The sequence below is a fragment of the Pseudoalteromonas ruthenica genome (genome assembly GCF_008808095.1).
In the GTDB taxonomy this organism is placed as follows: Bacteria; Pseudomonadota; Gammaproteobacteria; order Enterobacterales; family Alteromonadaceae; genus Pseudoalteromonas; species Pseudoalteromonas ruthenica.
Genome location: NZ_CP023396.1, coordinates 99,447 through 115,387, shown reverse-complemented (window position 1 = coordinate 115,387; position 15,941 = coordinate 99,447). Strand labels below are relative to the sequence as shown.

Annotated in this window: 13 protein-coding genes and 3 tRNA genes; 4 read left to right on the top strand and 12 right to left on the bottom strand. The window is 48.0% G+C overall.

The genetic code is table 11. The features are described from left to right. Positions 1–22: 22 nt before the first annotated feature. The 8 genes from PRUTH_RS00550 to nudE form a co-directional block, all read right to left on the bottom strand. Positions 23–1,810 (bottom strand): alkaline phosphatase, encoded by a 1,788-nt coding sequence (locus PRUTH_RS00550; RefSeq protein WP_045980258.1) that lies wholly within the window; start codon positions 1,808–1,810, stop codon positions 23–25. Positions 1,811–1,822: 12 nt separating this feature from the next. Continuing rightward, entirely contained in the window at positions 1,823–3,421 is a 1,599-nt protein-coding gene (locus PRUTH_RS00545; protein WP_151172277.1) for an alkaline phosphatase, read from the bottom strand. Between the two features lie 232 nt (positions 3,422–3,653). Next, complete coding sequence (gene fusA, locus PRUTH_RS00540) at positions 3,654–5,741, bottom strand: elongation factor G (RefSeq protein WP_045980256.1); 2,088 nt, start codon at positions 5,739–5,741, stop codon at positions 3,654–3,656. Between the two features lie 355 nt (positions 5,742–6,096). Further along, a tRNA-Met gene (locus PRUTH_RS00535) sits at positions 6,097–6,173 on the bottom strand. Positions 6,174–6,204: 31 nt separating this feature from the next. After that, positions 6,205–6,281, bottom strand: a tRNA-Met gene (locus tag PRUTH_RS00530). A 35-nt stretch (positions 6,282–6,316) separates the two neighbouring features. Next, positions 6,317–6,393 (bottom strand) — tRNA-Met (locus tag PRUTH_RS00525). Positions 6,394–6,518: 125 nt separating this feature from the next. Then, positions 6,519–7,322 (bottom strand): 3'(2'),5'-bisphosphate nucleotidase CysQ, encoded by an 804-nt coding sequence (gene cysQ, locus PRUTH_RS00520; RefSeq protein WP_151172276.1) that lies wholly within the window; start codon positions 7,320–7,322, stop codon positions 6,519–6,521. 34 nt (positions 7,323–7,356) lie between these two features. Beyond that, positions 7,357–7,911: an ADP compounds hydrolase NudE gene (nudE, locus tag PRUTH_RS00515; RefSeq protein WP_151172275.1), complete on the bottom strand. Its 555-nt coding sequence runs from the start codon at positions 7,909–7,911 to the stop codon at positions 7,357–7,359. Between the two features lie 60 nt (positions 7,912–7,971). On the opposite strand from nudE, the gene yrfG reads away from it, so the two are divergent. Continuing rightward, positions 7,972–8,625: a GMP/IMP nucleotidase gene (gene yrfG, locus PRUTH_RS00510; RefSeq protein WP_045980254.1), complete on the top strand. Its 654-nt coding sequence runs from the start codon at positions 7,972–7,974 to the stop codon at positions 8,623–8,625. Here yrfG and PRUTH_RS00505 read toward each other — a convergent pair. Beyond that, on the bottom strand, positions 8,622–9,242 hold the full coding sequence (locus PRUTH_RS00505) for a dUTP diphosphatase (RefSeq protein WP_045980253.1): 621 nt from the start codon (positions 9,240–9,242) through the stop codon (positions 8,622–8,624). The two genes, yrfG and PRUTH_RS00505, sit on opposite strands and share 4 nt — an antisense overlap. Positions 9,243–9,354: 112 nt before the next feature. Here PRUTH_RS00505 and PRUTH_RS00500 point away from each other — a divergent pair, with 112 nt between their 5' ends. After that, positions 9,355–9,999, top strand: coding sequence for a peroxiredoxin-like family protein (locus PRUTH_RS00500; RefSeq protein WP_138549034.1), 645 nt, complete (start codon positions 9,355–9,357; stop codon positions 9,997–9,999). Positions 10,000–10,027: 28 nt separating this feature from the next. Here PRUTH_RS00500 and PRUTH_RS00495 read toward each other — a convergent pair whose 3' ends face one another. From PRUTH_RS00495 to PRUTH_RS00485, 3 genes are all read right to left on the bottom strand, one after another. Continuing rightward, the gene (locus tag PRUTH_RS00495; protein ID WP_022946265.1) at positions 10,028–10,531 is read right to left on the bottom strand and encodes a hypothetical protein; all 504 of its coding nucleotides are present in this window, start codon (positions 10,529–10,531) and stop codon (positions 10,028–10,030) included. Positions 10,532–10,706: 175 nt separating this feature from the next. Continuing rightward, positions 10,707–13,037, bottom strand: a complete 2,331-nt coding sequence (locus tag PRUTH_RS00490) for a fatty acid cis/trans isomerase (RefSeq protein ID WP_151172274.1) — start codon at positions 13,035–13,037, stop codon at positions 10,707–10,709. Further along, on the bottom strand, positions 13,030–13,383 hold the full coding sequence (locus PRUTH_RS00485; protein WP_045980250.1) for a hypothetical protein: 354 nt from the start codon (positions 13,381–13,383) through the stop codon (positions 13,030–13,032). Before PRUTH_RS00485 ends, PRUTH_RS00490 begins: the two co-directional genes overlap by 8 nt. A 122-nt stretch (positions 13,384–13,505) precedes the next feature. Here PRUTH_RS00485 and PRUTH_RS00480 point away from each other — a divergent pair, with 122 nt between their 5' ends. After that, positions 13,506–14,093 carry a LemA family protein gene (locus tag PRUTH_RS00480; protein WP_045980249.1) on the top strand — a complete coding sequence of 196 codons (588 nt, stop codon included), beginning with the start codon at positions 13,506–13,508 and terminating at the stop codon, positions 14,091–14,093. A gap of 2 nt (positions 14,094–14,095) precedes the next feature. Then, a complete protein-coding gene (locus tag PRUTH_RS00475) occupies positions 14,096–15,940 on the top strand; it encodes a M48 family metalloprotease (protein ID WP_052698282.1) in 1,845 nt (614 codons plus the stop codon). Position 15,941: the final 1 nt, after the last annotated feature.

Genomic DNA, 15,941 nt, shown 5'->3' with positions numbered 1-15,941 from the left:
CTATGCCCTCGACCTTAGGTGATTAATTACCTAGCTTGGCTTCTGCTTTACTCACTAAATCTGCAGCGTGATTAATCACGTGGAAGATATAGTTTTGCTCATTAGTTCCGGTCACTAGGTGGGCTCCAGGACCCTGGGCATACACCCCCACATCTTCACCCGCATGAGTTTCTGAGCTAAGTGGCACCAGTGCTTCTTGGTGGAATCCAGCTGTGGTGGTGTCAATGGTGCTCAAATCCACACGACCAGTGACAATCTCACCGTTGTAGCCAGCATCAGCATTGGTCTGTGCGCCAAGGTTCTTAAAGCCGTTGCCATTGGTGTAGCCCAAAGTGGTGTAAGGCATGCCATCGGCTGCCAAGGTAGGCTCGTCGCTGCCAACGCCAACCACTTTACCTAAAATGGGGTTACCTCGTTTAGGGTAGCCAGCAATGGTAAATACATGGCTATGATCTGCGGTTACGATGATCAGGGTCTCATCCGTGTTGGTCTTTTCCATCGCGGCTTGCACCGCCTCGGCCAACTCCACCGTGTCGTGAAGCGCATTATAGGCATTACCTGCATGGTGAGCGTGATCGATACGACCCGCCTCTACAGTCAGAAAGAAGCCCTCGTCGTTATTATCAAGAACATCAATGGCTTTTTCCGTCATCGCCGCCAGCGACGGTTCCCCTGCGATATCATTGCTTCGGTCTTGCTCATACTGCATGTGCGATTCGTTAAATAGCGCAAAGATGCGTTCAGTGCTGGCAGGATCGATAGCATCAAAGCCCGCTTGATCCATCACATAGGTGCCATTGGGGTAAGCCGCTTGCCATTGCGCCGTTAAGTCACGGCCATCGGTGCGGTCACCCTCGGTGCTGCTTTGCGCATCATTGCTATTAAATGCGGCATCTTTTGGCAGGAAGTGACGACGACCACCGCCCATTACTACTTCAATACCATCAATATCGACGTCGAATCGCGCTTCCAGATTAGGCTCAAAGTTAACTAATTGCGAAGCAATGTCTTCGCACCCAGCAGCGACCGCATCAGCAGGCATATCGGAGATGTCTTCCCAGTTACGGTCGGCCGATTTGGCATAGGTAGCAGCCGGTGTGGCGTGAGTGATCCGCGCGGTTGACACAATTCCTGTTGATTTACCTGCGATTTCTGCCAGCTCTAAGGCGGTTACTAACTCATTGCCGGACACCGATTCACAGTCACCACGGGCAATCCCTTCAGCCACGCCAATCACACCGACATCGGTTTTGACGCCTGTCGCCATAGCCGTCATCGTGCCAGCTGAATCAGGAGTTTGCGCATCAACATTATAGGTTTTAGCAAAGCCAGAATAGGGCATGGTTTCAAAGCTCAGCTGGTGCTCCTCACCCATCTTTCCTTGTAGTTGCCCAGCTAAAATACGTGCAGCTGTGACCGTGGAGATGCCCATTCCATCACCTACGAACAGAATCACGTTTTTCGCTTTTTGATTGCTGCTGCTTAGCTGCTCGGCACGTTGTTGTGCCTGCGCTACTTTATCCTGAGCATCGCTAAACCAAGCGTTGCCCGTTAGGTTAGCCAGTTCATCATCATCTAATGTGGTTTTAATCGGGTTACAATTGGTCGTTTGCGCTGCAACTTCATCGCCATCAAGCTCGCCATTGCCATTGTCATCGGCACCCACTTGAGTGTAGACACCACCATTAATACATTGACTATCACCCACAGCTATGTCGGTGTTAACAGTTAAAGTCGGCGCGCCATCATCGTCAGAGCAACCCGCCAGTGCCGCAACCACGGCAAGAGAAAGAATATTTAGCTTGTTCATTGTAATACCTGCTTACTTAGTGAGCTCAAGGGCTGAGTCGATAATGTGGAACACCATGCTTTGTTCAATCACTCCCTGCGCTAGATGCGCGCTGGGACCCATAGCATGAAGGGAAATATCTTCGCCTGCGTGTGTCTCTGAGCTAAGTGGAATGGTTGCTTCTTGGTGAAAACCTGGGGTGGTGGTATCGATACCCGCCAGATTTTGACGCCCGGTTTGCGGCGCATCGCTGTAGCTGGCATCAGCGTTAGTTTCCATGCCTAGATCGCGAAAGCCCAAGCCATTGGTATAGCCGAGCGTGGTGTAAGACTTACCATCTGCTGCAAGCGTCGGCTGCTGCTGCCCTACCGCCACTACCTGACCTAGAATAGGGTTACCACGTTTAGGGTAGCCGGCAATGGTAAAGGCGTGGCTGTGATCCGCAGTCACCAAAATCAATGTTTCTTCGGGGTTCGTGTTCTCGATGGCATACTGCACGGCATTAGCCAGTTCAATTGTATCGTTCAGCGCATTGTATGCATTACCCGCGTGGTGAGCGTGGTCAATACGCCCGGACTCAACCGTAAGAAAAAAGCCTGTATCGTTATTATCAAGCACAGATATTGCTTTAGCGGTCATTTCCGATAAGGAAGGCTCACCCGCAAGATCATTGCCTCGGTCAGCTTCATATTGCATATGAGATTCATTGAACAGTCCAAACACCCGCTGAGCGTCATCGGCTATAGCATCAAAGCCAGCACGGTCCCATACGTAGACACCATCGGCATACTTTTGTTGCCATTCCTGAGTCAGGTCACGACCATCGGTGCGGTCCCCTTCGATAGCGCTGCGGGCATCAAGAGTGTTATACGTTTCGTCTTTCGGTAGGAAGTGACGGCGGCCACCGCCCATAACCACTTCTATACCATCCACGTCAGTACCAGCAAAGCGCGCTTCAAGGTTTTGTTCAAAGTTAACCAATTGCGTAGCGATATCCTCACACCCTTGCGCAACTGCCTGCGCCGGCATGTCTGACACGTCTTCCCAGTTACGATCTGCTGATTTGGCATACGTTGCTGCAGGAGTGGCGTGGGTAATACGAGCGGTGCTGACGATACCAGTACTTAAACCTCGAATTTCTGCAAGCTCCAGAGCAGTAATTAGTTCATTACCAGCTACCGTGGCACAATTTCCGCGCTCGATATCTTCATCTACACCAATCACACCTACATCAGTTTTAACCCCTGACGCCATGGCGGTCATGGTGCCTGCTGAGTCTGGGGTTTGTGCATCAACATTATAGGTTTTTACCTGCGCCGAGTAAGGAAACTTCTCGAAGCTAAGGTAACCTTCTTCACCCATTTTGCCGTTATTTTGGCCCTGTAGAATACGAGCTGCTGTGAGTGTTGACACCCCCATACCATCGCCAACAAACAGAATCACATTTTTGGCCTTAGTCAGTTTTTGCTGATTGGCCAATTGCTGCTTCTCGTTGAGCTTATTCTTATCTGTTTGATACCACTGACTATTGGTCTGAACGTCAGGCAAGACTCCGGCCTGCACTGGTGTGCACACCAGCGAGGAGATGGCCGAGGCTGCCGCCATCGCCAAGGCTAACTTTGATACTTTCATTTTTTGTTCCCGTGAGTTTTATTATTTAGCGCTGTTAAGAAGCTGTTCTTAACCACAAATATGTACCAGCAAGGGTTGTACTGGCGTCGTTACTGTAGGGAACGAATGTTTCTAAAATATAACCATTTATTGACGGACAGATGATGAATATATGACAGCGAATACGGGAGCAGAGGAATAGGCATAAAAAAACCCAGGCACTAGCCTGGGTTTTTCTTAGAAGAGGCGACTATTACTTCGCTTCTTTTTTCGCTTTTTCTGCAGCGATTACTTCGTCAGCAACGTTTTGCGGACAAGGTGCGTAGTGTGAGAACTCCATAGAGAACTGACCACGACCAGAAGTAATAGTACGTAGGTGGCCGATATAACCGAACATCTCAGATAGTGGTACTTCACCCTTGATGCGTACGCCCATGCCGCCCGCTTCTTGGTCTTTGATCATACCACGACGACGGTTAAGGTCACCGATTACGTCACCCACGTTGTCTTCAGGAGTGAATACGTCAACTTTCATGATTGGCTCAAGAAGTTGTGCACCCGCTTTAGGGATAGACTGACGGAATGCGCCTTTTGCAGCGATTTCGAACGCGATAGCTGATGAGTCAACTGCGTGGAAAGCACCGTCAAATAGTTCAACTTCAACGTCTAGTACTGGGAAGCCGGCAAGAACACCTTCTTCCATCATAGATGCGAAGCCTTTCTCAACTGCTGGCCAGAATTCCTTAGGAACGTTACCACCAACAACGCTTGAGCTGAACTTGTAGCCTGAACCTACTTCACCTGGCTTGATACGGTAATCGATCTTACCGAATTGACCAGAACCACCTGATTGCTTCTTATGCGTGTAGCTATCTTCGATTTCTTTGGTGATAGTTTCACGGTAAGCAACCTGAGGCTGACCAACAATAAGGTCTACGCCGTAAGTACGCTTAAGGATATCAACTTTGATATCAAGGTGTAGTTCACCCATACCTTTAAGGATGGTTTCACCTGAATCTTCATCAGTCTCAACTTGGAAAGATGGATCTTCTGCAACCATTTTACCGATTGCGATACCCATTTTCTCTGTACCACCTTTATCTTTAGGTGCGACAGCGATTGAGATTACTGGATCAGGGAAGATCATCGCTTCAAGCGTACATTCGTGCTTAGGATCACATAATGTGTGACCAGTTTGCACGTTCTTCATACCAACAACAGCGATGATGTCACCCGCCTGCGCTTCGGTAAGTTCGTTACGCTCGTCAGCTTGCATCTCAACCATACGGCCGATACGCTCAGTTTTACCTGTTGCTGAGTTAAGTACTGTGTCACCTTTTTTCATGCGACCCGAGTAGATACGGATGAAGGTAAGTGCACCAAAACGGTCGTCCATGATTTTGAACGCAAGCGCTTTAAGTGGCTCATCTGCAGATACAGTTGCAACTTCACCAGTAGGCTCACCAGTGTCTTTGTCAGTTAGTGGCTGCGGATCTACTTCTGTTGGTGAAGGTAGGTAATCAACTACAGCGTCTAGCACTAGCTGCATACCTTTGTTCTTGAACGCTGAACCACAGTAAGTTGGGAAGAACGCAAGATCACGAGTACCTTTACGGATACACGCTTTGATTTGCTCTAAAGAAGGCTCTTCACCTTCCATGTATGCTTCCATTAGATCGTCGTCTTGCTCAACGGCAGTTTCAACAAGCATCTCGTGATACTCATTTACTTTGTCTACCATGTCAGCTGGAACGTCTTGTACTTCGTAGTTTTCAGGAAGACCTGTGTCATCCCAAACGTATGCTTTCTTCTCAAGTACATCAACAACACCAGAGAACTGGTCTTCGATACCGATAGGAAGAGTCATCACTAGTGGGTTTGCGCCAAGTACTTTTTTCACTTGCTCTACAACGCGGTAGAAGTCAGCACCCATACGGTCTAGTTTGTTTACGAAGATACAACGTGCTACTTCTGATTCGTTCGCATAACGCCAGTTAGTTTCTGACTGCGGCTCAACACCACCAGAACCACAGAATACACCGATACCACCGTCAAGTACTTTAAGTGAACGATATACTTCTACTGTGAAGTCAACGTGTCCAGGAGTATCGATTACGTTTAAACGGTGACCTTTCCACTCACATGTTACAGCTGCTGATTGGATTGTAATACCACGCTCAGCTTCTTGGTCCATGAAGTCGGTCGTTGATTCGCCGTCATGTACTTCACCGGTTTTGTGAATTTTACCGGTGAGCTTCAGAATACGCTCTGTCGTGGTCGTTTTACCCGCATCTACGTGCGCGAAAATACCAATATTTCTGTATTTTGATAAATCTGCCATTGCTTTACTCTATTGGTCGAAAAATTATTCGGCGGGAGTATATCACCTCTTGTGGCGAACATCATCATAGAAACCGCTTAAAATGCAATCAAATTAGGAAAATCTTGGGGTCGCCAATAAAATCGTTTGAGCCAAGGTAGGATGCGGCTTTGCCGGAGCTAAAAAGACATGATTTCACGCTGATAAAACGCCACAGTAGCAATATAAAAATTTGCCCAAAGGGGGTATCGCGTTTTATTTAAAACAACGCAGGGTAATTCATTGTAAGGCTTGAATATGAACGCGACACGCCGTGGCGACGACCCTAGGTCGAATGGACTTGAAATAGTAATTGGTAGTGAGGTCTACTAAGAATTGGTTGCGGGAGCCGGATTTGAACCGACGACCTTCGGGTTATGAGCCCGACGAGCTACCAGACTGCTCCATCCCGCGTCAATATAAGGTGATAACTGGCGATAAAAGTTGGTTGCGGGAGCCGGATTTGAACCGACGACCTTCGGGTTATGAGCCCGACGAGCTACCAGACTGCTCCATCCCGCGCCAATTATCTGTGGACGCTCGCAACTTTTAGAAGTTGGTTGCGGGAGCCGGATTTGAACCGACGACCTTCGGGTTATGAGCCCGACGAGCTACCAGACTGCTCCATCCCGCGTCCACATTGTTGGGTCTAGGGAAGCCCCTTTGCCAACGAGAGCGCCATAATATAGCAACAAAATTTAAATGCAAGTTTAATTACACTGAAACCATATCAGCTGCTGGTTTTTCCACCATCGAAGACTAATTATGATGAGAGCGCTGATGAGGGCTAATCATTTTTTGCCACTCCCAATCGGGATGCCCCATTACAATAAAGTCGGGATTTTCTGTTGATTCACGCTGGTTATAAGTGAGTGGATTAAATTCCGCATCGGTAATACACCCGCCCGCTTCTTCGACAATCACCTGCGAAGCGCCGGTGTCCCATTCACCGGTTGGACCAATACGCATAAAGCAATCGGCTTTCCCCTCAGCGATAATACAAGCCTTGAGTGAGCATGACCCTAACGGCACGGTGTCGAAGGTGGCATTTAAGTACTGACTAACGGCCTCTAGTTTTTGCCTGCGGCTAACCGCTAAAGTAAGGTTTGCCGGTTGGGCGACACTGATGCGCTCAACCCCTTCGGGCGTTTTCTTATACGCCCCTTGTTGATAAGTTGCGAAGTAGGTGGTGTTTTTCGCCGGCCAATGAATCACGCCGAGCACCGGTCGATTGTTTTCAATTAGTGCAATGTTGACGGCAAAGTCACCGCTTTCGAGAATAAACTCTCCGGTGCCATCCATTGGGTCCAGCAGCCAATAGCGCTGCCAGTGCTGCCGTTTTTCTAAACTGGGAATGGGCGTCTCTTCAGACATAATCGGGATGTCAGGCGCCATTTTCTCGAGCCCAGCCATAAGCACATCATTCGCTGCAATGTCTGCTTTGGTCACTGGGGTGTGATCTTGTTTTACCTGCTCTCCAATATCATTCTGGCGATAAATAGCCATAATGGCCAAACCTGCTTGCTCGGCCAACTCAATGCATGGAGCTAGAAAATCTTGCAACACGACCCCCTTTTTTACTGCTGAACCTCGTGGCTTAATTAGATGCCTGTATTAATAATAGCAAAGCTGCCACACTTCGTGCTTCGGTAAAGTCCGGCTCGCCAAGCAAAGCTTGCCATTGCGCCATTGGCCAATGTACTACCTCTAATGGCTCTGGTTCATCACCAGCCAACGTTTGGTGGTAAAGGTCGCGGGCGGTGATAATGTGCATATGAGCATTAAAGTAGCTAGGCGCGAGCGACACTTTTTTCATCTCGTTAAGCTCATGAGCGCCTAAACCCACTTCCTCTTGCAGCTCTCGGTTAGCAGCTTGAAACGGCGTTTCCCCCGGGTCGATTAAGCCTTTTGGGAACCCCAGCTGATAATCATTGGTGCCGGCACAGTACTCACGCACTAATATAAGTTCATCGTGTTCATTAACCGGAACGATCATGACCGCACCACGGCCTCCGCCTCGAATACGTTCATAATGACGTTGCTCGCCATTGGAGAAGCGCAGCTCTAAGGCTTCAACAGTAAATAATCTACTTTTTGCCACCACGTTATTATCAAGTATTTCTGGAGGCGTTGGATGCTTTTTCTGTGTCATAGCCGCGACTTTGTTATTATCAACATAAATCCATGATAATTGTTTTAGTAGGAAAAGCCCATGCCAAATTGGTCCAATATCGACACCGTATTACTCGACATGGATGGCACTTTATTAGACTTGCATTTTGACAACCATTTTTGGCTCGAAGTCATCCCCCACCAACTCGCTAAGCAGCAACAAATTCCGCTGCAACAAGCCAGAGAACAAATGGCGGCCCGCTATGAAGCAGTGCAAGGACAAATACAATGGTATTGCTTAGATTATTGGCAACAACAATTACAGTTGCCCATTATGACGTTAAAGCGTGAAATTCAGCACCTGATAAGTATTCGTGACGATGCCAAGGTGTTTTTGCAGGCATTAAAAAATTCAGGAAAAGAGCTTATTTTGCTCACTAATGCGCATAGAGATAGTTTGAGCTTAAAAGTAGAACGCACTGAGCTGGACCGCTATCTTGATAAGCTCGTTTCTACCCATGACTACGGCGTTAGTAAAGAGCACCAATCGCTGTGGCAGCAGGTGCAAAGCGACTTGGGCTTTGATAAAAAGCGGACGTTGTTCGTCGACGATAGCGCAGCGGTACTCGATGCAGCGAAGCGCTTTGGGATCAATCATCTGCTAGCAGTGGCTAACCCCGACAGCAAGCAGCCACACAAGCCGCTTGCCGGATATGAAAATGTCACCGATTATCGTGACATTTTGCCTGCCTAGCTGGGGTAGCGCTGCTGCAAGCCTTGATAAACGAGCTTGGCGAAGTCTGGGTTATCAGTGTCCAGACTTTTTACCACAGCGACTAAATGCTCATTGTCCTCTTGGCCATGCCACACCTTGATATAGGTTCCATCTTTATACCCATGGTCTTGGCGGAAGAAGTTCAGGGTGTTCTTACCAACGTAGCCACGATAAAGATCGTCGATATTCATTCCAATTTGCTGCATACAGCCGGCAAAAGCAGCAGCATTAAAAGCTTTATCAGCTACCGCGCTGGCTGCTAACGTCTCCAACGAGACTTTAAAATCAGCTCCTTGAATAGGACTTTGCATTTCCTGCTCAATTTGCGCCGCCAACTCAGCAAACGAAGTGTGGCCGTCAATGCGCAGACTCAAGCCGAAGTGGAAGATATCCACCAGCTCCAAAATCACTTGCTCTGTATCCGGAGTTTGTTTTTTCCACCATTTCCAGCCATAGTGGTCCAGCATTTCTGCACACTCAACCCAAATAGCCCGATACCACTCAAACCCTTGCTCGAACCATTGCTCGTGAACTTTGGTATTCATGGCATGCTGCATTTCTAACATGATGGCAATTTTATTTGCTGCGCTAGACATTCTTTAATCTCTCATTGTCTGTGTATTTGCCTATCATACCTATAGCGTGAAAGATTATCACCCTAGGGCCGTTCTAGTTGCATTGCTTTCACAGTTTTAATAAAGGAATTTTATGTTATCTAAAACACTTGCGAGCTCTGTTGTAGGAGCCATCTTATTGTTATTCAGTGGTGTCGCCAGTGCAGCGGTCATTACCAATATCAGCGACTCGGCTGAGGGCGTAAGTCCGCTCCTGCCTGGCTTGAGCGTGCCCGATGTCACGTTAAAAGACACCCAGGGCCAACCGGTTGCGTTAAAACAACTATTAGCAAATAAGCCTACGGTGTTGGTTGTTTATCGCGGTGGCTGGTGTCCTTATTGTTCAAAGCAATTAAAGAATATCCAAAATATCGAGCAACAAATTGCCGAGATGGGCTTGCAAATCATCGCCGTCTCACCAGATAGTCCTGCAAAACTTGCGCAAAGCACCATTAGCTCACCGACCTACCAACTGCTCTCTGACGATCAGCTGGCATTGGCACAAGCAATGGGATTAGCTTTTTTCTTAGATGATAAAACGGCTAAAGTTTATCGTAATAAGTTGGGCGTCAACTTTGTTGGCTTGGATGGTGAGCAAAAAGTGGCGCTGCCAGTGCCTGCCGTGTTTTTGCTCGATACGCAAGGGATGGTGCATTTCCAATACGCCAACCCAAATTATCGTGTTCGTTTATCAGAGCCGTTATTACTGGCCGCTGCAAAACAAGTTATGAACCATTAAAAAAGGAGCCCTAGGCTCCTTTTGGTTATTAACGTAGGCGGTAATCACATTTGCCTTGCGTCACGTAACGGGTATCAAATGAAGAGCCCGTGGTAAACTCAAAGCGCATATCTCTGAGCTCAAAGATAGGGTGTGGGTGTTCACTGATCCACTTTTGTGTCGCTCGACAAATACCTTCAAGCTTATGCAAACGGAAGGTATCAACTACCACTACAGCGTTGTATTGTTCCAAATAGCTACGCTGAATGTTTTCTACCCAGTTAGTACCGCCGTAGTTAGAGCGCAAGTAATAAGTCAGGTCACTTTCGTCAGCTTCTTTAGGGCCCACATCCGGTGTTTTGCGCGCTTTTTCAGCAAACTGAATAAGCGATAACTGCTCACGCATAACCTCTTCACGATGCCCTGCAGGACAGCGTTTAGTGGTGTAGGTTACTTTACCTGCGGGGCTAATACATTTACTGAGCTTTTTTTCATTGCCCTGCGCTGCGAATGTTGCGCTCAGGGCGAGCAATAATACAAACCAATAGTGCATTGTTGTTCTCTAATTTTAGGCACAGCAGCAATTTTGCCAAAACCGCCACAGGTAAACAAGTCTTTGCAAATTGTTACATTTTCATTTCTGTACCAATTTGCTAAAAAAGACTGCTATAAAATCATTAGAAGCTAATTATTTATCTATATTTAACAAACAATTAGCTCTAAAAAGCTTACCGATTTTCGAGTCGGTTATAATCTAATAAGCCATACTCTATTCCCCGATATTTTTTCACCTGCTGGTGCAAAATATCGCTAAAGCGCCAAAATTGCGGGTCAGTGCGACGTACAGCAAAACGACTTTTTAAGGTTCGGTAATCAGTCTCGCTGGTCATTTTTTGCATATGTGCAGCAAAATCTTCCAGCTGCTGTGGTTGTAACAACCATAGCGCTTCAGGGTAATCGCCAATAAAGCCGGGGATGACAAGTGCTTTATCTTCATCGTAGGCGCGCTGATCTTCCTCGTCTAATAAGCTGCTGATGTTGTAGTGGGCATTGTGATGCAGCAAAGTATAAGCCTGATAATCATCCTCACCATTGGCCACCAAGATATAGCTCACTTGTGGTAATAAGTTCACCGCCGTGCTCGGCATGGCATTCAGTTGGCGCAGCACATCAGGTACTTTTTGATAATCATAACGCTGACTCAATACCGCCGAGAGCTTTGTGGCTAAGCGCTGGTAAAGCTCTTGTTGTGGCTGTGACGTTTTGTAGTCAATGCCTGTCGGTTGCTCAAAGCGCACATTAGTATCTTTCATAAACTCGACAAGACTGGTGGGTGATTTTCTATACCAATGAGCCCGTAGTGCCTTGCGCTGCTCTTTCGGTAGTAAGGCAAGAAAGTTGTCTTCGCCTTCCATGCGCAGGAAGTCCATGTACAGACGAGTGATCAGTTGATGGCCAACATTGCCGTATACATCAAACCCAGCCACCAGCAGATAATGAATTCGTTCAAATAATGAGTAATCTAAAATCCAAGCGGTTTTGGGTTGCTCGCCGACCCAGCCTTTGACCACCGTTGCCGAGTTGAAGTGCCGGAAAATCGTTAATGCGGCATTGTCATTATGCCCTTCCCCTTGCCAAATAAGGTTTTCGGTGAGGTGTTGGCCATTGGCAAAAACTTCATTGGCAAGCTTCGACTTGGCCTCCAAATACGTACTTTGTTTCGCGGCGTATTTGACCCAGCTAGAAATAGGCAAAGCGTTCGAATCTTCCTGGGCAGGCATATCGAGCATATCTTCGTGGCGCATTAAGAATTCATCAATTTTGGGCTGACTCACGAATTTAGGGTCAACAAAGGCGACCCAAAACTGATCATTAATCACATTCAAAGCAATCTGACCTCGACAGACAGGCCCTTGAATAAAACCACGAATAATAAGCTCAGCCTCATCGAGCATAAATTGATATCGAGAGCCTACGGGAATAGCTGCAAAGACTTTAAACGGGTTTGAAGCGACTTTTATGTCATACCCAGGCAGTGACGGCACGGCATATTCCGGCGCAATAAATTGTGATCGCAAGCGAGCTAGCTTGTCATTATTCAACGCCAGTGGAATATTGGTTTTGGCCAGTACGGTACTTTTTCGAGGCAGCAGGCGGTAATAAACGCGCGCTACCCTAGGGTCTTCATAAGGGCGGCGAGTAGCAATAACATCGATGGCTTCACCGGGAGGCGTGCGCGAACGAACTAAGGTGAAAAACTCCGAGGTGCTGATTTGATCAAAATAGATATTGGCCAGGTACCAATGCTCATAAATATAACGAGCGCTTAAGCGGTGTTTGTTATCATCTTGATTAAGAAAACGTTCCCACTTGTTCACTTCAGTTTGCAGCTCAGCGCTAATGGGGCCGTGCTTGGGCATTTTCGCGCCATCTTGCAACCACTGTGTGAGCACCGACATTTCTTTACTGGTCAGTGCTGGCAAACCATAGGGCATGCCCGCGTGAGGTTTATCTTGCGCGTATTGTTGAAACTCGCCAATAGTGGGACAGGTTTGGTCTCTATCCAGAGCAAAGTCAAATTCCTCTCCCAGAATGGCTTGTTCTGGCAGCGGGTGCTGCTGTTTCAATGCCAGAGCTTGATACATCACGCTGCCCACTAAATTAGCATGGGCGCTTTGCTCGCGCTCGTTAAGCACCGGTGAGAAGCCACGCTCACGCCACTGTTGCGTGGTGTGGGCATCAACGAATAAGCGGCTAGGCTTACTTGCAAGTAGCCGCGTGCCATCATAGACCAAGTCTTTAGAGGTACCACGTTCAATGCCCTCAGGAGATGACATTTTCAACTGACAAGGCGCATCATAGCACCCGTGGCAGACGACACAGCGGTTATCTATCACGGGTTTGACTTGCTCAGTAAAAAAGTCGCTTTGCGCAGGACTTACATCGTTACTGCGGTTTTGAACCTGCTCAGGGCCAAAGAGGCTATCATACTTCTGCGCACCTAATACGGCGCAGCCCGTACATAGCAGCAACAGCAAACCCCACGTCAGTTTATTCATCATCATCCCCTAGATCAAAGGTCGGCATCATTTCCAGTTGGGGTGATACGTAACTAACGCCATTATCGCGCTCTAAAGTGGCTGCTAAAAGTGGCCCATGAGTGAGCATTAACATGGCACTGTGGGATTCACTTGGAACAGACTCGGTATGCGCCAGCAATTGATAATCGGCCAATTGCAAGCTGACGCTCTGATCTTGCGCTGGGTTTTGGCACAGGTGAGCAAGTAACTGCTCGTCAAGAACCACTTCTAAGTATAAATCTGGGTGGTCTAAATCACGATTTGGTAATTCATCGTTGAATTGAAAAAGCGGTAGGCTGAGTACAGCGCCTTGCGATAACTCCATGGCAAGCCCCAATAAGGTAAGACTAAAACAGTTTTCATGATAGCAAAAAATGTCTACATGTTGGCTGATTTTGTGCACAATTCAGGTATAGTTAACCCAATTTTTTGCGCGAGATCTTTATTATGGAACTATTTTTAATCATCACGGCAGTGGTAGTCGTCATTGCCATAGTGATTTACAACTCGCTGGTACGCTATAAAAACGAATACCAAAATGCCTTTGCGCAAATAGATGTGCAGCTGCATCGCCGCCATGATCTTGTGCCTAACTTAGTCGCCACCGCTCAGGCTTATTTAGACCATGAAAGTGAGACCTTAAAAGCGGTTACCCAAGCAAGAAATCAAGCTGTAAGTGCTCTACAAAGCCTCTCGGGTGGTAAATTATCTTCGGCTAAACTTGCCCATTTAGCGCAAACAGAGGGAGCCTTGAGCAGTGCCCTAGGCGCCTTACAAGTGAGCATAGAAGACTACCCCGAATTGAAGGCCGACGCGACTATGGCCAATCTAAGTGAAGAGTTATCAAGCACCGAAAACCGTATCGCTTTCGCACGCCAGGCATACAATGACTCAGTACTTACCTATAACAGTTACCGACAAAGTTTCCCGCCGGTATTGATTGCCAACATGACGGGTCATAACCAAGATGCCAAGCTGCTAGAACTGGATGATCCACAAAGACAACGCCAAGCCCCTAGCGTGTCATTTAAGTAGCCGTGAGCGGTTTCTTTTCTCAGCAGCGCCAAGCAAGGCGTAAGACTTGGCTACTGCTGGTATTATTTGTGCTCGCGGTGGGTGCTCTCATCGCCCTCGCACATTGGCCATTTTTATGGCTGATGAGCATTTTTTCAACTGATCCATACACCCTGTTTAATTATGGTATCGCGCATGGAACTGACGCTTCAATCCACCTAGGGCTCACCCTTTCCATCACTGCAATTATCAGTACAGCCATACTTTATAAGTACTGGCAATTGCGCCGTGGTGGCAGTGTTATTGCTGAGCAACTAGGGGGGCAGCTGGTGCAAACAAACACCTACCATGAACAACAGCGGGTGCTACTGAATGTTGTTGAAGAGGTCGCTATTGCCGCCAGGATGCCCGTTCCGAGCACCTATTTACTTGCCAACCAGCCCAGTATTAATGCGTTTGCCGCGGGCTATCATCGTCGCGATAGTGTCATTGCCATCACCCAAGGCGCGCTCGATCAGCTAAGCCGAGCGCAACTACAAGCGGTCGTCGCCCATGAATTCAGCCACATAGTCAATGGTGATGTACGCCTCAACGTGCGTATGTCTGCCTTACTTTATGGCATCACCTTTATAGGCCAAGCCGGTGAAAACTTAATTTATAGCGCCATGAATGCGTCCCGTCGCCACAACGCGCAACGCACAGATGGCGCAGGGTTTACCACAGTCATCGGCGTTATTCTGACGCTGTTTGGATGGCTGGGGACACAACTTGGCGACATTATCAAAGCGCTGGTATGTCGCCAGCGGGAATATCTTGCTGACGCTGGTGCAGCGCAGTTTACCCGTAACCCACAAGCACTGGCCGGGGCTTTACTGGCTATTGCCGAAAATCCTCGCAAAAACACCTTAAGGCAAAATAATGCGCACCTATTTAGTCATTATTTTTTTAGTGATGCATTGAGTCCGTGGTTAACCTGGTTAAGCACTCACCCGCCGCTAACGAAACGTATTCGCAGGCTTGATCCACATTGGCATGGACAATTAAAAGAGCGTCCACGCACGGCGCCAAGCCGAGCAAATACCATGGCTTTTAGTGCTAGCCAAGGGCGCAACCCGCAGCCACAAGTAGTGTATGGCGACTTTCGAGAAAAGCTCATGGGGATAGAGGACTCTCTAAGTTATTTAGCTCATGAGCCGAGCGATGCGCGATGGTTAGTTATGTTACTGTGTCTTCATCAACACTGGCCGAATCGCCAAGCACAACTAACGTTTATCGCCGCGCTTCCTTATGTTGATATGTATAAGCTGGATAGGGCTGAGCTTGCATTAACGAAGCTCAGCACCGAACCTCAATTTCGCCTGCTTGAGGTTGCCATTGGTGCAATTCGCTGTTTGCCCAAAGCGCAACGCAGCCAATTTCTTGCCCAGCTAAAACAGCTCGCTGCGCTGTGTGAGGACTGGGAGCTTGTTCCTTGGTCTTTTCAGCAGCTGAGCGCTCATGCCCTCGCTGATAAAACCGTTGGTGCGTTGCCGGTTATGAATAAAACAGTGATTGTTGCAGCTTGTGAGCAGCTTCTTGGCGCTTTGGCAAGCTATGGCCATGCTAACTCAGAGCAACAACGCCTGGCGCTTGCTGCAGCGGCGCAGCATCTACAGATACCGCTTAGCTTAGAGCATGAAGCGCGATGCCAGCTGACACGATTGCAGCGCGCCCTGCGAGTCATAAAAGGCCTCCCTGTAGTCAAACGGCAACAGTTGCTGGAGGCTTGTCGTGTATGCGTAGAGCACGATGCACACATTAACGAGGCGGAGCAAACGCTGCTCTACACGCTTGCTGCCTGCTTAGAGATAGATGGTATCGATTGCTAGC